This window comes from Streptococcus sp. V913 (assembly GCF_054353455.1).
In genome coordinates this window covers 155841-175867 of sequence record NZ_JBTHHX010000002.1, presented here as the reverse complement: position 1 = coordinate 175867, position 20027 = coordinate 155841, and the positions used below count along the sequence as shown (strand labels likewise).

Annotated in this window: 23 protein-coding genes; 2 read left to right on the top strand and 21 right to left on the bottom strand. The window is 40.4% G+C overall.

All coding sequences use genetic code 11. The annotated features are described in order from the left end of the window. The first annotated feature begins 52 nt into the window (after positions 1-52). Positions 53-1498, top strand: a complete 1446-nt coding sequence (locus tag ACXYSL_RS04825; RefSeq protein ID WP_458624110.1) for a UDP-N-acetylmuramoyl-L-alanyl-D-glutamate--L-lysine ligase — start codon at positions 53-55, stop codon at positions 1496-1498. 30 nt (positions 1499-1528) lie between these two features. Here the strand turns inward: ACXYSL_RS04825 and ACXYSL_RS04820 are convergent, their stop codons facing one another. The 20 genes from ACXYSL_RS04820 to ACXYSL_RS04725 all read right to left on the bottom strand — a co-directional run bounded on the left by ACXYSL_RS04820 (position 1529) and on the right by ACXYSL_RS04725 (position 18405). After that, on the bottom strand, positions 1529-1729 hold the full coding sequence (locus ACXYSL_RS04820; protein WP_000051179.1) for a CsbD family protein: 201 nt from the start codon (positions 1727-1729) through the stop codon (positions 1529-1531). A gap of 101 nt (positions 1730-1830) precedes the next feature. Continuing rightward, positions 1831-2481, bottom strand: coding sequence for a DUF1803 domain-containing protein (locus tag ACXYSL_RS04815; RefSeq protein WP_458624109.1), 651 nt, complete (start codon positions 2479-2481; stop codon positions 1831-1833). Then, complete coding sequence (locus ACXYSL_RS04810) at positions 2465-2977, bottom strand: YiiX/YebB-like N1pC/P60 family cysteine hydrolase (RefSeq protein ID WP_458624108.1); 513 nt, start codon at positions 2975-2977, stop codon at positions 2465-2467. The genes ACXYSL_RS04815 and ACXYSL_RS04810 overlap by 17 nt, the downstream gene beginning before the upstream one ends. A gap of 85 nt (positions 2978-3062) precedes the next feature. Continuing rightward, positions 3063-3998, bottom strand: coding sequence for a manganese-dependent inorganic pyrophosphatase (locus tag ACXYSL_RS04805; RefSeq protein WP_458624107.1), 936 nt, complete (start codon positions 3996-3998; stop codon positions 3063-3065). 85 nt (positions 3999-4083) lie between these two features. Then, complete coding sequence (locus tag ACXYSL_RS04800) at positions 4084-4368, bottom strand: GIY-YIG nuclease family protein (protein WP_458624106.1); 285 nt, start codon at positions 4366-4368, stop codon at positions 4084-4086. Continuing rightward, entirely contained in the window at positions 4358-5107 is a 750-nt protein-coding gene (locus tag ACXYSL_RS04795; RefSeq protein ID WP_458624105.1) for a tRNA1(Val) (adenine(37)-N6)-methyltransferase, read from the bottom strand. Before ACXYSL_RS04795 ends, ACXYSL_RS04800 begins: the two co-directional genes overlap by 11 nt. A 53-nt stretch (positions 5108-5160) precedes the next feature. Then, the gene (locus ACXYSL_RS04790; protein WP_458624104.1) at positions 5161-5520 is read right to left on the bottom strand and encodes a S1 RNA-binding domain-containing protein; all 360 of its coding nucleotides are present in this window, start codon (positions 5518-5520) and stop codon (positions 5161-5163) included. 1 nt (position 5521) lies between these two features. After that, entirely contained in the window at positions 5522-6922 is a 1401-nt protein-coding gene (locus ACXYSL_RS04785) for a bifunctional Cof-type HAD-IIB family hydrolase/peptidylprolyl isomerase (protein WP_458624103.1), read from the bottom strand. Positions 6923-7044: 122 nt separating this feature from the next. Beyond that, on the bottom strand, positions 7045-8148 hold the full coding sequence (locus ACXYSL_RS04780) for a glycosyl hydrolase family 8 (RefSeq protein WP_458624102.1): 1104 nt from the start codon (positions 8146-8148) through the stop codon (positions 7045-7047). An 8-nt stretch (positions 8149-8156) separates the two neighbouring features. Next, positions 8157-9467, bottom strand: a complete 1311-nt coding sequence (locus ACXYSL_RS04775; protein ID WP_458624101.1) for a glycosyltransferase family 2 protein — start codon at positions 9465-9467, stop codon at positions 8157-8159. A 142-nt stretch (positions 9468-9609) separates the two neighbouring features. Further along, entirely contained in the window at positions 9610-10389 is a 780-nt protein-coding gene (locus ACXYSL_RS04770) for a hypothetical protein (protein ID WP_458624100.1), read from the bottom strand. Further along, complete coding sequence (gene wecB / locus ACXYSL_RS04765) at positions 10389-11543, bottom strand: non-hydrolyzing UDP-N-acetylglucosamine 2-epimerase (protein ID WP_458624099.1); 1155 nt, start codon at positions 11541-11543, stop codon at positions 10389-10391. Before wecB ends, ACXYSL_RS04770 begins: the two co-directional genes overlap by 1 nt. Positions 11544-11979: 436 nt before the next feature. Further along, positions 11980-12489: a GNAT family N-acetyltransferase gene (locus tag ACXYSL_RS04760; RefSeq protein WP_458624098.1), complete on the bottom strand. Its 510-nt coding sequence runs from the start codon at positions 12487-12489 to the stop codon at positions 11980-11982. 245 nt (positions 12490-12734) lie between these two features. Beyond that, complete coding sequence (gene rpsR, locus ACXYSL_RS04755) at positions 12735-12974, bottom strand: 30S ribosomal protein S18 (RefSeq protein ID WP_000068664.1); 240 nt, start codon at positions 12972-12974, stop codon at positions 12735-12737. A 31-nt stretch (positions 12975-13005) separates the two neighbouring features. Beyond that, the gene (locus ACXYSL_RS04750) at positions 13006-13476 is read right to left on the bottom strand and encodes a single-stranded DNA-binding protein (protein WP_458624097.1); all 471 of its coding nucleotides are present in this window, start codon (positions 13474-13476) and stop codon (positions 13006-13008) included. A gap of 11 nt (positions 13477-13487) precedes the next feature. Continuing rightward, the gene (gene rpsF, locus ACXYSL_RS04745) at positions 13488-13778 is read right to left on the bottom strand and encodes a 30S ribosomal protein S6 (protein WP_001151775.1); all 291 of its coding nucleotides are present in this window, start codon (positions 13776-13778) and stop codon (positions 13488-13490) included. Positions 13779-13913: 135 nt separating this feature from the next. Next, positions 13914-15119, bottom strand: coding sequence for an MFS transporter (locus tag ACXYSL_RS04740; protein ID WP_458624096.1), 1206 nt, complete (start codon positions 15117-15119; stop codon positions 13914-13916). A 125-nt stretch (positions 15120-15244) separates the two neighbouring features. Next, positions 15245-16588, bottom strand: coding sequence for an asparagine--tRNA ligase (gene asnS, locus ACXYSL_RS04735; protein ID WP_084940524.1), 1344 nt, complete (start codon positions 16586-16588; stop codon positions 15245-15247). Between the two features lie 152 nt (positions 16589-16740). Next, positions 16741-17919: a pyridoxal phosphate-dependent aminotransferase gene (locus tag ACXYSL_RS04730; protein WP_458624095.1), complete on the bottom strand. Its 1179-nt coding sequence runs from the start codon at positions 17917-17919 to the stop codon at positions 16741-16743. Positions 17920-17928: 9 nt separating this feature from the next. Continuing rightward, positions 17929-18405, bottom strand: a complete 477-nt coding sequence (locus ACXYSL_RS04725) for a cell wall elongation regulator TseB-like domain-containing protein (RefSeq protein ID WP_002875866.1) — start codon at positions 18403-18405, stop codon at positions 17929-17931. Between the two features lie 248 nt (positions 18406-18653). On the opposite strand from ACXYSL_RS04725, the gene ACXYSL_RS04720 reads away from it, so the two are divergent. Beyond that, complete coding sequence (locus ACXYSL_RS04720; RefSeq protein ID WP_033606153.1) at positions 18654-19202, top strand: NADPH-dependent FMN reductase; 549 nt, start codon at positions 18654-18656, stop codon at positions 19200-19202. Between the two features lie 31 nt (positions 19203-19233). Here ACXYSL_RS04720 and yaaA read toward each other — a convergent pair whose 3' ends face one another. Continuing rightward, complete coding sequence (yaaA, locus tag ACXYSL_RS04715; RefSeq protein WP_458624094.1) at positions 19234-19962, bottom strand: peroxide stress protein YaaA; 729 nt, start codon at positions 19960-19962, stop codon at positions 19234-19236. Between the last annotated feature and the right edge of the window lie 65 nt (positions 19963-20027).

The following is a 20027-nucleotide window of genomic DNA, read 5'->3' as shown; positions in this document are numbered from 1 at the left end:
AACTTTTCCTTGTTACTTGTAAAATTCAGACTTTCGGTTTACAATAGAAAGTATGATAAAGATTGAAACCGTATTAGATATATTAAAGAAAGATGGTCTCTTCCGCGAGATTATCGACCAAGGACACTACCACTACAACTACAGTGAAGTTGTTTTTGACAGCATCAGTTACGACAGCCGAAAAGTAAAAGAAGGCACTCTTTTTTTTGCCAAAGGCGCTGCCTTTAAAAAAGAATACCTCCTATCCGCTATAAGTCAAGGCTTAGCTTGGTATGTCGCAGAAAAGGACTACGAGGTCGGTATCCCTGTCATCGTTGTGAACGATATCAAGAAAGCCATGAGTTTAATTGCTATGGAATTTTATGACAATCCACAAGAAAAACTCAAAATTCTCGCTTTCACAGGGACAAAAGGAAAGACAACATCTGCTTACTTTGCATACCACATTCTATCTCAACGCTACCCAACAGCTCTCTTGTCAACTATGAACACAACTCTGGATGGCAAGACCTTCTTTAAATCTTCCTTCTCAACACCTGAAAATATCGATCTTTTCGACATGATGGCTCAGGCTGTTAAGAATGGAAGAACTCATCTTGTAATGGAAGTCTCTAGCCAAGCCTATCTTGTTCATCGAGTATATGGTCTGACCTTTGATGTAGGTGTCTTTCTTAACATCACTCCTGACCATATCGGTCCGATTGAGCATCCTAGCTTTGAAGACTACTTCTATCACAAACGTCTCTTGATGAAAAATAGCCGAGCAGTTGTCATTAATAGCGACATGGACCACTTTTCTGTACTGAAAGAACAAGTGGAACATCAAGAACATGACTTCTATGGTAGCCAGTCAAGTAACCAAATCGAGAACTCTAAAGCCTTTAGCTTTTCCGCTACAGGTAAACTCGCTGGTGATTATGATATTCAACTCATTGGCCACTTTAACCAAGAAAATGCAGTTGCTGCAGGACTTGCCTGTCTTCGTCTAGGTGCTAGTCTCGAAGACATCAAAAAAGGAATCGCTGCAACCCGCGTTCCTGGACGTATGGAAGTCTTGACTCAGAAAAATGGAGCCAAGGTCTTCATCGACTATGCCCACAATGGTGACAGTCTGAAGAAACTCATCAATGTGGTTGAAACTCATCAAACTGGAAAAATTGCTCTGGTTCTCGGTTCGACAGGCAATAAAGGAGAAAGTCGACGCAAGGACTTTGGCCTCCTCCTTAATCAACATCCTGAGATTCAAGTCTTTCTCACCGCTGATGACCCCAACTATGAAAATCCAATGACGATTGCGGATGAAATCAGCAGCTATATCAGTCATCCTGTTGAAAAGATTGCCGATCGTGAAGAAGCCATCAAGGCGGCGATGGCCATCACAAATCAAGAACTCGATGCTGTGATTATTGCAGGTAAGGGAGCCGATTGCTACCAAATCGTCCAAGGAAAGAAAGAAGACTATCCTGGAGACGCAGCTATCGCAGAACGTTATCTATAAAAAAATCAAGGGAAACATTCCCTTGATTTTTTAGTCTTCTTTCTTAAATGAATTTTTAAGACCTTCAACGGCACCTTCTACAGCACCTTTAGCATCTTCAACAACTTCTTTTGCTTTCGCAACTGTTTTTTCTACAGTACCTTCTGCTTCTGTCTTGCTATCGCCAGTAACTTTACCAAATCCTTCTTTGATAGCACCAGTTGCTTGATCCAATTTATTTTCAAGTGACATAGCTCTGTCTCCTTTGCTTTTAATACGATAAACGTTATCGCTTACATTCAGTTTATGCTTATTCTTTAGCAAAGTCAAACAATCTGCTCAAAATGAAGCAATTAAGGTAAATAGAAAGTCAACTGTTCCTTGTCTAAATCAACAGCCAACTCATACTTCCCTTCTTCGTTTTGCACAACATAGCCTAGAACGACTAAACTGTCCACAAAGATATCACGGCGTTTCTGCATGAGCTGGTCCTTTTTGAGGAACTTGAGCAAAAACGTCGTCATATACTTGAGAGCATACTCAGGATTGACATCTCCCAAAATGGCATAGAGTTCCTGCTGTTTTTCTGTCAAAGGATATTGATTCTTGACCTTGTAGAAATAATTCGACAGGGTCATCTTTTCTCTTGCAAAATCCGTAGATTCGACTAAAATGGCTGCATTGGTTTGATTGCGCAATTCTGTTTCAAAAGTCTTCTCTAGCAAGACTTGATATACTGGACTATCCTCTCTGATAAAAATTTCTTGGTCAAGGGCTAAATCATCCGTAGATTCTAAAAAAGGGAGATTGAGCGAATAGTGTTTGTTTTCTCTTAGGATCAAGCCTGCCTTTATATACTCTTCCATAAGCTTATCAACTGATACATCTGGAAACTGAGCCTTGATTTCTCGTAGAATCACATCGTCACGCCGGTCCAGATAGTCAACCAAATCTATAAAAAATGGCTGTCGAGTCAAACGAGACGGATTAAAAATCTGAATCATGAAGATTCCTTTCTTTACATTCTAAAAGGGGAGATGCTGCTAGTTGACTAGGATTGGTCCCTGGTTGATTCAGAGGCACAGGAAGTTCGAGTTTCCTGTAATATTCCCTCCAAAAATCACTAATCTCCTGCTCCCCGTCTCCAAATTGCATTGGAATGGTCTCAAAAATAGGGAGAATTTCAGCAATGTACTGGGAGCAATAAAAGCCAGACCCATCAGGGTAAAAAGCAAAATTATAAGGAGCTCCAAGATGCTGGTTAGCTCTTTTCTTTACTTTTTGAATATCTATTTTTGAATAAAGATAAAGATCATACAGACAAGCTGGCTCTAAGAAGTCTCTTAGTTTTTGACAGATAACACCAACTTCACTAGTTGCATGATAAACAAAGCCGTCTAAAAAGATAGCTACATGACTATAGTTCCCAGTAGAAGCCTGGATGGCCTGCCCCATATCTGAAAGGTCCTTCACAAAAATCAAATCGCCGTTTGCTAACATCTTTCTCTCCTAGAAAAAAAGGAGCCGAAACTCCCTTCAATATATGAAAACGAACGTTTTCTATTTTGAAATAACACCCAAAATCTTAAGCATTAAAGCTCTCAGTCAACTGAGGCACCACTTGTTTCTTACGTGAAACAGCACCTGGAAGGAAAGCGTGGTTATTTTCAAGTTTGAAGTTGAAGGCTGCTTCCACCTTGTCCATGTTTGATCCAAGAGAAAGGATTTCTGAGTTTGAGTTGACGATGTCTGTAATCATCAAAACAAAATCTGAGTAGCCGTTTGCTGCATTAGCAGCTTGTATTGCTGCTTCGATTTCTGCTTGGCGTTCCAAAACTTCAGCGATGTCAACTGTGTTTACTTGGGCAACACGAACATTATTTCCGTTCAACTCGAAAGTCTTAGCATCGATGTCAATCAATTCTTCAGCAGATTTACTAGCCAAGTTTGTACCAGCTTTCAGCATAGCAAGACCGTACTCTTCCAAGTTGACGCCTGCTAATTCAGCCAATTCAGGAGCAATGACTTTGTCAGATGGGTGAGTTGTTGGAGATTTCAAAAGAAGGGTATCTGAAATCAAACCTGAAAGCATCAAACCTGCGATTTCTTTAGGAACTGCTACACCATGTTCTTTGAACATGCGGTAAACGATAGATGAAGCTGATCCAACTGGTTCCAAACGCATGTAAAGCGGACTTGCAGTTTCAAAGTTAGCCACACGGTGGTGATCCACTACTCCATAAACTTCTACTTCAGCGATATCTGACACTGATTGTTGGAATTCATTGTGGTCAGTCAAGATGACTTGTTCTGCACCTTCTGCTTTAGCAGATGTGATGACGCGTGGTGCTTCTACACCAAAATAGTTCAAAACAAAGGCTGTTTCTTCATTTGGAGTACCGAGAGCTACTGCTTCTGTGTCCAATCCATAAGCCTCTTTTGCAAGGTAAGCAAAGGCTACAGATGACCCGATGGCATCTGAGTCTGGATTTTGGTGACCAAATACTAGAATCTTAGACATGATAATACCTCTTTAAATTTATTCATCTTATTTTAGCATTTTTTTCCTTTTTTGACAAAAGTAAGAGGAGTCAAAGAACTCCTCATTAGATATCAATATGGTTGACTAGATTTTTCTCTTGATTTTCAGATAAAAATCGTTCTTTCTGTGGGCGTTTCTTTCGTTTGAGAAGAACCTCTGCTGACATGGCTTCTTCCTTGCTAGCAAAGCCCTGAGCATAGATAAGTTTGACTGGCAAGCGAGCCCGGGTATACTTGGCTCCCTTACCACTATTATGAACGGCAAGGCGCCTCTTCACATCCGTTGTATAGCCCGTATAGTAAGACCCGTCGCGACACTCCACCACATACATATAAGCCTTATGATCCATAGTAAATCTCTTGAATTTCTGGGGTATAAGAACCATCATCATTGTGAACGATGAGTGGTGGCAAGACCTTAAAGCCATTGGTCGATCCATCCTTGATAGCTTCGATTAAGAGCATATTGGCCTCCTTCTCACGTTTAGGATAGACAAATTGCAGGCGCTTGGGTGCTAAATTGTGGCGTTTGAGCATATCTAGGATATCCAAGAGCCGATCTGGACGATGGACCATGGCCAAACGGCCATTAGACTTGAGAATACTCTGAGCACTTCGACAGATTTCTTCTAGGTTAGTCGTAATTTCGTGTCTGGCCAGAAGGTAGTGTTCACTCTCGTTGAGATTGGAATGCGGATCCACCTTAAAATAAGGCGGATTACACAAAATCATATCCACCTTACTTCCCTGAATGTGGGCAGGCATATTTTTCAAATCATCACAGATGACCTGCATCTGCTCTTCCAAGCCATTCAACTGAACCGAACGCTCTGCCATATCCGCCAAACGCTCCTGAATCTCTACAGAGAGAATTTTTGCCTTGGTACGACTACTTGCAAAAAGTCCTACTGCACCATTGCCAGCACAAAAGTCCACAATTAAACCCCGTTTAGGGAAGCGAGGAAAGCGTGATAAGAGAACACTATCCACCGAATAGCTAAACACCTCTCTATTTTGGATGATCTTTATATCTGTCGAAAAGAGCTGATTGATTCGCTCTCCTGGTTTTAATAATTGTTCTTCTTTCATACTTTTATTATAACAAATGATGTTAATATTACAAATAATTTAGGTAATCGTATTTACGGCTTCTTTTTTAAATGCTCCAATGCTTCACGCGTCCAAACAGGCATCATTCGTCCAAGTGGTGCAAAACCGTGCTTGATTCGATCATTTGAAAAACGTCTCCGTCTTGGCAATTGATGTTTTTCCTCTTCTAAGGTACGGATAGAAAGGCTGGCCTTCCCAGTGTATTCGTCAAAATCCACCACCTGAACTTGGACTTCATCGCCAATTTTTAAAATGTCATAGATATTTTCAATAAATCCCGTCCGAATCTCCGAGATGTGAATCAGCCCTGTCACCCCTGTCTCTAACTCAACAAAGGCACCATAGGGCTGAATTCCTGTAATACTCCCAGTTAGCTTATCACCAATTTTCATTCTAGTCCTCAATTTCAATCGTTTCAATTACCACATCTTCAACTGGCTTATCCATTGCACCAGTCTCAACAGCTGCAATGGCATCCAAGACCGCAAACGATTCTGCGTCTACCAATTGCCCAAAAACAGTATGGCGACGGTCAAGGTGAGGAGTTCCACCTTGTTCTGCGTAGATCTCAGCGATTGGTTCAGGCCAACCACCACGTGTAATCTCTTTCTTAGAATATGGCAAATGTTGGTTTTGCACGATAAAGAACTGGCTACCATTGGTATTTGGACCCGCATTGGCCATAGAAAGGGCACCACGAATATTATAAAGTTCTTCAGAAAATTCATCTTCAAAAGAGTCGCCGTAGATTGACTCTCCTCCCATACCAGTACCAGTTGGGTCTCCGCCTTGGATCATAAAGTCCTTGATAATTCGGTGGAAAATCACACCATCATAGTAACCGTCTTTTGATAGGGCAACAAAGTTGGCCACTGTTTTGGGAGCCTGCTCAGGGAAGAGCTTGATACGCAAGTCTCCGTAATTTGTCTTAATAGTCGCCAACGGACCTTCTACTGTTTCAATTTCTACTTGTGGAAAATGCAATTCTTTTTCTACCATACCAAATCCTTCTAAGGCATCAAAAATGCCATCTTCTTCTACTGTTTTTGTAATATAATCTGCTTTTTCTTTGATTTTATCATGGGAAACACCCATAGCAACGCTGATTCCTGCATAATCAAAGAGTTCCAAGTCATTGAGACCATCCCCAAAGACCATAATATTCTCTGGTTTCAAGCCTAAATGCTCCACCACCTTAGCTACACCAGTTGCTTTCGATCCTGAAATCGGCACGATATCAGATGAATGTTCATGCCAACGCACCATGCGAAGTTTATCTGATAAAGACTCTGGTAAGTGCAAGCCATCCCCTTTATCTTCAAAGGTCCACATCTGGTATATATCTGCTTTTTCATGGAAGTCAGGATCCACATCCAAGTTCGGATAAATCGGATCAATAGCCTCACTGATCAGTTCTGTTCGAGTAGAGAGCTTGGCGTCATGACTGCCAACCAAGCCATATTCAATTCCCTCTCGCTTAGTCCAAGAGATATACTCCTCAACATCTGACTTGTCAATCTGATGCTGATAAATGACCTGACTTTTTTTATCTTCAATATAGGCCCCATTTAGGGTTACAAAAAAGTCCGGCTTGAGCTCACGAATCTCTGGAACAACTCCAAAAATACCACGTCCAGAAGCAATACCTGTTAAAATTCCTTTTTCACGCAACTGCTTAAAGACATTGGGAATTGTAGCTGGAATAAAGCCCGTCTTTGACGTACGCAAGGTATCATCAATATCAAAAAAGACGATTTTAATCTTCTTTGCCTTGTATTTTAATTTCGCATCCATCTCTCTACCTCTTTTCCATCACTCTTTCCATTATACCATAAAGCTGATGAAATTCCCTTTTTGAAAAAAAAAGAAAATCCTATCAAAAAGAGAGCCAGTATAACTAGCCCTCTCTTTTCATCCTAGAACATCTCTAGAGCAATCATGGTAATCATCGTTGCATCATAGTAGTTGTCCAAAGGTAAATCTTGTGTGAAAATGTATTTATTTTGTTGAAGAAGTTTCAGATAACCTTCTCCCTTGTCAGACGCATAGGTAATCGGCGCCAAGAAACTACCTGCCTGGTATTGATTAAGGGCAGTTCCATTCAAGTCATACCCCGCATAAATGCGTCGCTCTTTCATAAAGAAATCCATCATCTTTTGAACAAGTTTTTGACTTCTTTCATCCTGGATCTGTGACAAATGATAAGGCAAACGACAAGCGTTATAAGAGTACGCTCCATCGTATTGAGATTCGATTGTGTTCGCATCAACAAGACGCGCCCCTGACTTCTCAGCCCAGATAAAGTCTGGCAAAAGTCCTGTATCAGAATGAGAACTGATTTGCTCTAGTTGATCAAGCATTTTATCTTTAATATCTAGCCATTGTTTATCTCCAGTTAGATTATAAAATACTTGGAAATAATGAGGTAGTGTATCAGATGTTCTCATCAAATAGTAAAAATCCGTATTTTTTTTTGCCCAATTTCCTACCTTTAGAACACCGGTCTCCTCGTTATAATTAAATCGAAGAATATCAATCAAAATACTTTGAGCTTGACCTTCATATTCCTGTGCTTTATCTGGCCACTGTTTGGCAGCTTCAATCAAGGAATAGGCAATATAGAGATCCCCATCAGTAGCGTTTTCTTTCTCAACCGTTTCGCTACCATTTGTGATCACTTGCTTCCAAGACATCAACTGCGTTCCCTCGATACGATGATTTTGGTAATAGCGATAAAGACTATCAAAGTCTGCTTGTGTTGCTTGCCCTTTTTGGGCAGCTAAAACTGTTATGAGCATGCCGTAACTTTGGGCTTCAGATAAAACTGTTGTTCCCTCCGAATCACTCGTCGTACGAACATAAGACTGATCGTCTTTTGTAACAAGAAACTGTTGACTCCATTGGCGGTAAATACGATTGCGCATCTCGACTTTACTCCTTCCTCTTGCCAAAAACAAGGTTAAACAAAAGATAGAAAGGATGAGCACAAACCATACATATTTTATTTTATTCGTTTTCATAAATCCTCCTATCCTGCAAATCGCTTGGTTTTAACCCACTTAGTTTCTTTTCGGCGGAGTACTTTGTCCAGCACGATTGAAGAAATGGAATCAATGGATACAACGATAAACATCTGTGCGTAAGAGAAATAGGCTACCAAGGCTAACCAGATTTGTTTTGTCGTCGCTTGTCCAAACTGACTTGCTAATGCCGTCATAATTTGCATCAAATAGAGACCAATCATGAGAATCCAGTTGAAGAGCATGAGCTGGGCGATGTAGATATTATCCGCATCAAAAGCAAATGGAATTCTGACATCTGGGAAGAAAAGATTCAGACAGATTGCTAGCACATTCGCTAGGAAAATCAAATCCGATAGGACAATGGCAAAGTTAAACCAAAAGAAAACACAAGAATAGTTAAAGACTTCTAGTTTGACGCGCCAGTTTGCTCTGCCAAATAAATGCTTAAAATTTGAGAGAACAACTTCGTAGTTTCCTTTAGCCCAACGTTTTCGTTGCATATAGTAACTCTTTAAAGTCTCAGGTTCTTGTTGGAAAGCCTCTGAGTTATAAGCAAGGGCGATCAATTTACCACTCTGCATGATTTTAAAAGAAATATCGGTATCCTCAGTCAAGGCACCATTTTTCCAACCACCGATACTCTTTACAAAGTCGGTTTGAATGATAAAGTTGGTTCCTGGGATACGACCAATTTTAAAGAGATGCCACATCCCAACATGGTGCACCCGCTGGGTAACAACGATTTCTTGGTTGATACAACGAGTCAAAAAATTTTGATTGGCATTTCGAGTCTTGTTGCGACCGAAAGATGCCACGTGGCGTTCTGGGTCCTTTATCACTTCTTTGACAAGGAAATAAAGGGCATTTTTTTCAGGCATGGCATCCGCATCATAGACACAGATGTATTCACCTGTTGCCATCTCTAAGGCATCGTTTAGAACGCCTGCTTTTCCTCCCGTACCAGTACGATCGATAATAGTCAAATTTCTTCCTGCATATTCAGGCAGGGCTTGTACAGACAAGCACTCTGCATAGGTGTTGTCCGAACAGTTATCTGCAAACAGGAGTAACTCCACACGGTCGTGAGGATAATTCATGTCCAAGATAGCTTTTGCCGTTTGGGCAATAACCACATCCTCATTATGAGCAGGAACAACAATGGTAACCTTAGGATAATAAGGTAGTGGCGAAGTGTCTACACGAAAATCACTGTGCTTAAACCAAAAGTGCACTGCTGAAAAGAGAATTACCAAACCCCAAGCCAGAGAAATCCAAATAGTAAGCAGGGTAAAAATCATTAACATTTGACTAATCATGATTCACCGCCTTAAAATTTTTGTTCACTCGATGGTAAAGAATACTGTATGCAATAAATAATATGACAAAACAAATGCCAAAGGTAAGACTGAGTCCCAAAGCAATGCCAAAAAATATATTGGTTAGAGTCATGTTTCCCTCCTAATATTCTACAATTACATCTGTCTCTAATTGACGTTTGAGATGACTAGCAGTATCCGAGTAGTCTTGGTATTTATCTTTATTATCAGAGTTAATCATCAAGTAACCTGTTTGGAATTGAATTCCTTGGTTTCCATCTTCTCCATGAAAAACTAAACTGCCTAGTTTCTCCTGCAAACCATTCAAATAGAGTTGCTTCAAAGAATCTTGACTACTATTAGATAAAACAAGAAAATTACCTTCTGAAACGTAATAGAGCTTATCATTGTAACTCAATCCCTGAGCAATTACCTTTTGAATGCGACTGAGCATCTGGTTATACTCTCTAGGTTTTATCTGGAAGAATAAATCTTCATGTGCCCAATGAATCAATAAAGACTGTACCGTCACATCACTTTGTTCAGTTACCATAGCATGGTAATCTGCTCGAGCTGCGTCCTCCTGTTCTTGGACCTTTGAGGTCACCTTGAAGAAATAATAACGAACCTTAAGTAGAATCCCAATCAAAAGAGGAAAACTGATTAATAAGAAGACCAGTTGAATGATTGGGATATAAACCACACCCGCAACCAAAACGATAAGTCCAAGCCCAAATGTTAAGATAAGGGTCCAAGTAAGCAAAAGGTCAGATAATACCAACAATGCAAACAAGGCTAAAGCTAAAAACAAAATTTGTTCTAAAATAATCTCTCGAGCAAAGAAAAAAGAAAGCCCTAAAAGAAGCGACTCGCACCCCAGAAAAGCGAGGAACCAATTCCTAAATTTATTCCATGTTTTCATCACGCCTCTTCCCCCTCTTTAAATTCAGATACAGATTCAGCCATCCCAAAATAATGTTGTATAGCACGAACGATTCGTTCAGATGCTCTTCCATCTCCATAAGGATTTGGTGCCTGAGACATTTTTCTATAAAGAGTTTCATCTGTTAAGAGTACTACCATAGCCTCTTTCACACGTGCTGGATTCGTACCAACTAACTTCAAGGTTCCTGCACGAACCCCTTCTGGGCGTTCCGTCGTGTCACGAAGGACTAGAACAGGTTTGCCGAGGGAAGGCGCCTCTTCCTGAACACCGCCAGAGTCGGTCATGATAAAATAACTTCTTGAAGATAAATTATGAAAATCGAATACATCTAAAGGTTCAATCAAGTGAATACGATCGTGACCAGCTAGAATATCCTTGGCTGCTTCTTGCACAGCAGGGCTAAGGTGAACAGGATAAACAACTTCAATTTCCTGATGAAGATCGACCATCTCACGTAAAGCTGTAAAGACATTTCTCATTGGTTGACCTTGATTCTCACGACGGTGCATGGTTACCAATACAAGTTTCTTATCTGGATCCAATTGATCTAGAACTTCATGATAGTAATCCGATTGAACGGTTAATTTCAAGGCATCAATGGCTGTATTCCCCGTAATGACAATAGCAGACTCAGGATGATTTTCCTTGAGGAGATTATCTTTACTCTCACTAGTTGGAGCAAAATAAAGATCAGCAAGATTATCTGTCATCTGACGATTCATTTCTTCTGGGAAAGGAGAATACTTGTCAAATGTTCTTAGACCAGCTTCAACGTGGCCGATACGTACCTGATTATAGAAAGCAACTAAACTTGCTGCAAAAGTTGTCGTTGTATCTCCATGAACAAGAATCATATCTGGACGTTCTTGCTTAACAATTGGATCAAACTTTTCTAAAATTTTTCCAGTAATATCTAAGAGGGATTGATTTTGCCCCATAATATCCAAGTCATAATGCGGCTTGATGCTAAACGTTTCAAGAACTTGATCTAGCATTTGACGGTGCTGAGCTGTCACAACTGTAATCGTCTCAATACTATCACTATGTTTTTGCAATTCCAACACTAAAGGGGCCATTTTAATAGCTTCTGGTCGTGTTCCAAAAACAAGCATCACTTTCAGTTTTTTCATTATTGTATCCTTCTACTATAATAAAATTTGACACATCAGATTAATTAGTACATTTGATAGTTCCAATATCAATTAATTTAACTTTCGTAATTATTTTACCGTCAATTAATTTATATGTCAAATCTTTCTAAGTATATTATTGCATTTAATTTAATTTTAAATAATCGTAATATTTTTTTAACGATATAATTTACACTGTGTAAACCTTCCATCTTAATCTTTTATTAAATATTTTTTAAAATTCTAAACCTTACCATATTTTGAATATTTATTTTTATCTTGATGATTCAAATAATTATATTTTATCGTTTCATAGAATACATCTCTTTTTCTAACGATAAATTGTAAAATATAGTGCAACAAAAAAATCCCTCTCTAATGAAAAAGGAATTTACGACTTCTTGCTATTTTAAAGTTAAACTTTATAAGATCTATCTTAAATCAAATCTTTTGACAGATATAAAACAAGGTCACCGATATCTTCACAAGTAGCTTTCATCGCCACTGGATGGTTCTGATACCAAACACCCGTCCCATCTGGAATATAGCCTCGTTTGATGTACAATCTCTGGGCAGGTCCATACCCTGAATGGAGACCAACACCAAGGGTCACCTTATCCGATATGAGCCTAACTCGTTTTTCTGCTTCTTCCAGCAAGAGATTTCCAATACCTTGATTTTGAAAGGGCTCAAAGACATTGAAATCTGAGAGTTCTGGATCGATTTCTGCAAAAGGCCCCTGCTTAGCGCAGGGCAAAATTGTGATATAACCCGCTAAAGCACCCCCAACCTCTGCAACTAAGACTTCTCTCTCCCCACATTCTTGTTCAAGAAAATACCTAGCCAAAATTTCTTCTCTACCCGGCCAACCTTGATTGATAAAACCTTGGGATAGTTCTTTAACATCAGATGTTTGCATTTTTCTAATCAGACACGTTGTTTCCATAAGGTACTCCTTAAAAACCTTCTTCCACTATTATAGCACGATAATAGAGATAAAAAGAAAAAGAAAGACCTAGCAAACTAAAAATAGAATCCTACTAGGCCCAGAAATATATGCTTTTGATTGTTCACAGTAAGAATCTTAATTCGCTTTCTTATTTTCAAACTCATGAAAAAGAGGTCTACCCGGACCCAACTCGCTCTCTCATTTCCATGCTCGTGAAAAAAAGACCCACCCGGGTCTTTTCTTTAATCTTCGTTTACGAAAGGCATCAAAGCCATTACGCGAGCGCGTTTGATAGCTGTTGTTACTTTACGTTGGTTTTTAGCTGAAGTTCCTGTTACACGACGAGGAAGGATTTTCCCACGTTCTGAAACGAAACGGCTAAGAAGCTCAGTATCTTTGTAATCAACATATTCAATTTTGTTTGCTGCGATGTAATCAACTTTTTTACGGCGTTTGAATCCGCCACGACGTTGTTGAGCCATGTTTTTTCTCCTTTATAGTATTAATTGTCCATTAGAATGGTAAATCATCATCTGAAATGTCCAATGGATTTGTTGCTCCAAACGGATTTTCAGAACGTGAAAAGTCTGGTACTGGGTTTGCAGGTGCTGATTGACCAGCAGTTGGTGCAGAATAAGCTCCACCTGAATGTCCTTCGCGCACTCCGCGGCTTTCCAACATTTGGAAATTATCCGCCACGACTTCTGTTACGTAAACACGTTGTCCTTGCTGGTTATCGTAACTACGAGTCTGGATACGACCTGTGATCCCGACAAGAGAGCCTTTTTTAGCCCAGTTAGCAAGATTTTCAGCCTGTTGACGCCACATAACGACATTGATAAAATCAGCCTCACGTTCGCCATTTTGACTCTTAAATGTACGGTTTACTGCAAGAGTAAAAGTCGCAACTGCTACATTTGATGAGGTATAACGCAACTCAGCGTCACGCGTCATACGCCCTACAAGTACAACATTGTTAATCATAATCTACCTTCTTACGCGTCAAGTTTGACGATCATGTGACGAAGAATGTCAGCGTTGATTTTTGAAAGACGGTCAAACTCTTTAAGAGCTACGTCATCGTTTGCTTCAACGTTAACGATGTGGTAAAGTCCTTCACGGAAATCTTGGATTTCGTATGCAAGACGACGTTTTTCCCAATCTTTTGATTCAACAACAGTTGCACCGTTGTCAGTCAAGATAGAGTCAAAACGTGCTACCAAAGCGTTTTTCGCTTCTTCTTCAATGTTTGGACGAATGATATAAAGAATTTCGTATTTAGCCATTGATATGTTCCTCCTTTTGGTCTAATGACCCCCAGTCTTTGCAAGGGGTAAGTGAGGTTTGCTCACAATAAACCATTATACTAGAAAAACTGACAGATAGCAAGTAAAAAAGATAAAAGTGAAAAAATAACTTTATTACTTAGAAATAACATCCTCTTTGAGTTCCAAAGCTCTGGCCATCTCTTTCAAAATGAAAAATAGCAAAAAGCTGGCCAGCACTAAAATGAGCCCTAAGTAAAGAAAGGCTACTACAAATCCTAGATAGTCAATCAACCACCCCGTCAGAGGAAAAATGATGATCATACTTAGGCTGAACATCATAGAGTAGACACTTAGCATGGTTGCCCGTACCTCACTTGGGAGTCGCTTTTGTAAATCATTATCAAAAATCGGCTGAAAGAGGGCATACAAGGCGTTACTGAGCCAATAAATCAAAATGTAAATCAGTGGCGTACCAAAATAGGAAAGCAAATAAGTTCCTCCCGTCAAGAGTACAAGAATTGGAAAGAGTTTTAAGGCTGAATACCTCTTTCCAATCTTACTTGCTAGATAAACTGCCCATATATTCAAAACACTGCCCATCAGCATGACTATCGAAATCTGCCACCCTTCTAAGTCAGGCAGTTGATTTTGATAGTAAAAATAAAACATGCACATCAGTGTCCCGATGATTTGGGAAAGAATCATCCAACTAAAAAGACTGGGGTTTCTCCGCAACTCCTCTTTGACAGTCCAGATTATTTTTTTCATTGTCAGACGCTCAGATTTTTGTGCTTTAACACTAGGCTCTTTTAGCATCCAAGTTAGGAAAAGAACGATTATCGAAGTAACAATCATGATATAGTAGGTCAAGTGCAATTGACCATGGACAAAAAATCCCGCTAAAACAGTCCCCAAAGACCGAGTTCCTTCTGCTACTCCTGACATAAAACTGGAGATAGACAAGTAGTGCTCTTTTAATCCAGCCTCCACGGCCGAATCATAAACCATAGCTGCACTCGTCCCCGAATCAAAATTATAAGACAAGGCACTCACCACCATAGCGAGTGCGTAAATCCAAAAATTACCTTGTCCTAGTAACATGAGAAAAGACGACGCGATTCCAGCTATTCGACTTAAATATAGATTGGTTTTATAGGAATAGCGGTCAGCTAACATTCCAGAGGGAATTTCACAGATGACACTGGTGGCATGAAAAATACTTTCCAATAAGCCAATCTGCCAAAGCGACATCCCGTTTTGACTGAGAAATAGAATCCAAAAGCTGGTAATGCCCAGAAAGGCAAAAAATTCCACACCAGCCATGAGACCGATATTCTTCCGGTAATTTCGTTTAAACATAGTTTCTCCTTTAACAAGTGTATTTGTATCTTTGTGTTTGTCACTTGTTAAACTGTGCTTTACATGTTCTCCACCTCTTCTTTCTTCTACTTTGAAAAAACGCCCCTAGGGCGTTTTGATTTATTTTATGGTTTAATGCGGTGCAGCATACGTGGGAATGGAATGGCTTCACGGATGTGTTTTGTACCTGCTGCGAAGGTTACCATACGTTCGATACCGATACCAAATCCACCGTGTGGTACTGTACCGTATTTACGAAGGTCAAGATAGAATTCATACTCTGTACGATCCATACCAAGTTCATCCATCTTAGCTACAAGGGCATCGTAGTCTTCCTCACGCATAGAACCACCGATGATTTCTCCATAGCCTTCTGGTGCAAGCAAGTCTGCACAAAGCACGCGCTCTGGATTTCCAGGAACTGGTTTCATGTAGAAGGCCTTGATGGCTGCTGGATAGTTCATGACAAATGTTGGCACACCAAAGTGGTTTGAAATCCAAGTTTCATGTGGTGAACCGAAGTCATCTCCATGCTCCAAATGCTCGTAATCAGCGTCTTCATCGTTTTCATGCTCTTGCAAGAGGTCAATAGCTTGATCGTAAGTGATGCGTTTGAAAGGCTCTGCAATGTAGCGTTTCAAGAGCTCTGTATCACGTTCCAAGGTTTCCAAGGCTTGAGGCGCACGATCTAGAACACCTTGAAGAAGAGCTTTTACATAAGCTTCTTGCAAGTCAAGTGACTCATCGTGTGTCAAGTATGAGTACTCAGCATCCATCATCCAGAACTCAGTCAAGTGACGGCGCGTTTTTGATTTTTCAGCACGGAATACTGGACCAAAGTCAAAGACACGGCCAAGAGCCATAGCACCTGCCTCTAGGTAAAGCTGACCTGATTGACTCAAGTAGGCTGGCGTTCCAAAGTAGTCTGTTTCAAAGAGTTCAGTTGAATCCTCTGCCGCATTCCCTGAAAGAATTGGGCTATCAAACTTCATGAAGCCGTTCTTATCAAAGAACTCATAAGTTGCATAAATGATAGCGTTACGGATTTGCATCACAGCCACTTGCTTGCGAGAACGAAGCCACAAGTGACGGTTGTCCATCAAAAAGTCTGTTCCGTGTTCTTTTGGTGTGATTGGATAATCTTGAGATTCACCGATGACTTCGATATCTGTGATATCGAGCTCATAACCAAACTTAGAACGTTCGTCTTCTTTGACAATTCCTGTCACATAAACAGACGTTTCTTGGCTCAAGTGTTTGATCGTTTCAAATTTTTCAAGACCTACCTCTTCACCAAATTTTTCAATAAAGTTTGGTTTGAAGGCGACTCCTTGGAAAAAGGCTGTTCCGTCACGCAATTGCAAGAAGGCAATTTTCCCTTTTCCTGATTTATTGGCAACCCAGGCTCCGATGGTCACTTCTTGACCAACGTAGTCTTTTACTTCGATGATTGTTACACGTTTTGTCATAATCTATCTTCCTTTTTTCGTTTAACTTGTCCGAAGACATCATTACCCACTATTTTACCATAAATAGACTGCGATAGCTAGGTTCGACTAGAGAAAATTCGCGAGATTTTCGTTACAAAAAATCTTCGCCAAAAAGGCGAAGATTTTGAGTTTTATTTTTCCATAAATTGATGCAAACGGCGAATGGCTTCTTTTAATGTATCCAAGTCTGTGGCATAGCTGAGACGAACATTTTCTGGTGCTCCAAATCCAGCTCCTGTAATCAAGGCAAGGCCGACTTCTTCGAGAATAGCCGTTGTAAACTCTGTCACATCTGTATAACCCTTCATCTCCATCGCTTTCTTAACATTTGGGAAGAGATAGAAGGCTCCTTGAGGCTTGACAACTTCAAATCCTGGAACTTGGCACAAGAGAGGATAAATGGTATTCAAACGTTCCTCAAAAGCCTGGCGCATGGTTTCGACAGAGTCTTGTGGCCCAGTTAGGGCTTCAATGGTAGCATATTGCGATACGGCAGTCAGGTTAGAGGTTGTTTGTCCTGTTAGTTTGCTCATAGCAGCTATAATTTCAGGATTTCCCACAGCATAACCTACCCGCCAACCAGTCATGGCATAGGCCTTAGATACACCGTTAATTACGATGGTTTGCTTGCGAATGGCTTCTGACAGACTAGAGATTGGAACAAATTCGTTCCCGTTATAAACCAAACGACCATAAATATCATCTGCTAGGATAAGGACATCATGTTCAACAGCCCAATTTCCGATAGCCAAGAGTTCCTCACGAGAGTAGATCATACCGGTCGGATTAGATGGCGAATTGAGAACTAAGACCTTGGTCTTATCTGTTCGGGCTGCTTCTAGCTGCTCTACTGTTACTTTAAAGTGATTGTCTTCCTTGGCCTGGACAAAGACTGGCACTCCTTCTGCCATTTTGACTTGATCTCCATAGCTGACCCAGTATGGTGTAAGGATGATGACCTCATCACCTGGATTGACCACAGCCATAAAGAAGGTGTAGAGAGAGAATTTAGCACCAGTGGCAAAGGTAACCTCGTTAGCTACTACAGAATAACCATAGTAGCGTTCAAAATAGGTATTAACCGCCGCTTTTAACTCTGGTAGGCCTGAAGCAACTGTATAGAAGGAAGCTCGTCCATCTCGAATCGCTTCTATCGCTGCATCCTGAATGTTTTCAGGAGTATGAAAATCTGGCTGTCCCAAGGTTAAGAAAAGAACATCCTTTCCTTGAGCTTTTAACGCTTTGGCTCTTGCATCACTGGCTAGAGTGACGCTTTCTTCCATTTCTAGTACACGTTTGGATAGTTTCATATGCCCTCCTTATTGGATCACTGCTCCTGTTTCAAAGTCAACCAGATAGTACTGGTTTCCTGACTTGACTTCCCAAATCGGCTTGTCCTGATAGCGACCAAAAGTGACTTTGTCAATGTCGCTAGCTCCTTTTTCCCTCGAAATCGTCGCAGCCTTGTCTTGAGAAATCCCCTTATCTAGCTGATAGACATAAATCTTGTGGTCATTCTTTTCAATCAGTACGGCAATGGCCTCTTGCTTTTTATTATGTCCTAAAACGCTGTAATAACCTTCTAGTCCATTATAAAAATCAACCTGATCTGCTTTTTCCAATTCTGCATACTGCTTGGCCAGTTTTTCTCCTTCAACCCTAGCATCTTGATAGGGTTTCATGCTGAGTGATATCAGATAAAGAAAGGAAGTCGTCATGACTAGCAGTACCAGAGAAATGCCGATTCCATATTGTATAAGTAGCTTATTTTTTGCTTTTTTCTGTCTTAGTTTCACTCGTCTATTTTACCATCTCTCCTCCTTTATTACAAGTGAAGACAGGAACATTCCGAGATTATTTTCCCTTTGAAATTAAATACAATATCTGCCTGTCTATCAAATACTGTTTTCTCAGAACTAAGTTTTTCCACCCCTAACAAGTAAACTTAGCTGAGCACATTTATTGCTAATTAGTATTATTTGTTGTAACATAGATGGTGACAAAAGAGTTCACTCTTTGAATTTTAAACTAAAGGAGACACGTCATGTCTAAAAAAGTACTATTTATCGTCGGTTCATTACGCCAAGGTTCTTTCAACCACCAAATGGCCCTCGAAGCTGAGAAAGCACTTGCCGGAAAAGCAGAAGTCAGCTATCTTGATTACTCAGCTGTTCCTCTCTTCAGCCAAGATTTGGAAGTTCCAACTCATCCAGCTGTAGCTGCTGCTCGTGAAGCAGTCCTTGCTGCGGATGCAATCTGGATCTTCTCTCCAGTCTACAACTTCTCTATCCCTGGAACAGTGAAAAACTTGCTTGACTGGCTCTCTCGTGCCATTGATTTGTCTGATACACGTGGTGCTTCTGCCCTCCAAGACAAGTTTGTTACTGTCTCATCTGTAGCCAATGCCGGTCACGAACAACTCTTTGCGATTTATAAAGACCTCTTGCCATTTATCCGCACACAAGTCGTTGGTGACTTTACTGCCGCTCGTGTCAATGACTCTGCTTGGGCAGACGGAAAATTGGTGTTAGAAGAAGCAACTGCTTCATCACTTGAAAAACAAGCTGACAACCTTCTTGCAGCCATCAACTAATCCAGCAAAAACCAGCTCATTCGAGCTGGTTTTATGCTTGTTTCACAAAGACGAGTTCTAAGTCACTTGATAAATCAGGTTGGTATTCAAAGCCGGCGAAGCGGAGCTTACGAGTTTGTTCGACTGTTTGAACTTGCCCTTCTATCAAGGCTGTCAAAAAAGCCCCACGCGCTTTCTTGGAAATGGTTGAGTGAATCTTCAGCTGACCAGCCTTGTCCTCCATAAATTTGAAGGTCACCATCTTTTCTCTGATTTCCTTAGAAAAAACAGTTTCAAACTCTGATGACAAGAGAGAAAATATCAAGTCCTCATCCTGTAGGGACTCATCATAGGCTGATTTCCAATGACTCTTTAGGGTTTTTCCAGCTACTTTTAACTTCATCAAGAAGTCCAAACGGTGAGGAGCTATTGGAGATAGGGCTGGAACTACGCCATACAAAGCTGATGTAATTAAAACATGATCTTCAAGATAGGTTTGTTCAGCCTCGGTTAACCCATCTCGTTTAATATGGCGATACATGAGACCATCAAAAAGTTTCAAGGCTGGATAATTCTTAGCGCTCTGATCTTTTAGAGATTGAATATGAGCGTACTCTTCTTCTGCTTTCTCGGCAGATACCTTATAAAAACTTTCTAATTCACTAGCTGAGTAGTGTGCCAGTGAGTCAAGGACTGCCTGACTTTCTTCCCTCAAAGGGAGCGCTTCGACAAGAGGAAGGTTTGTGTTCATTTCTTTGGCTGTTGGGATTAAAATTTTCATATTGTTAGTGTAGCATATTTTTCAATCACGACCAAGAATTTCATCTTAAAAACCTCGGTTCATAC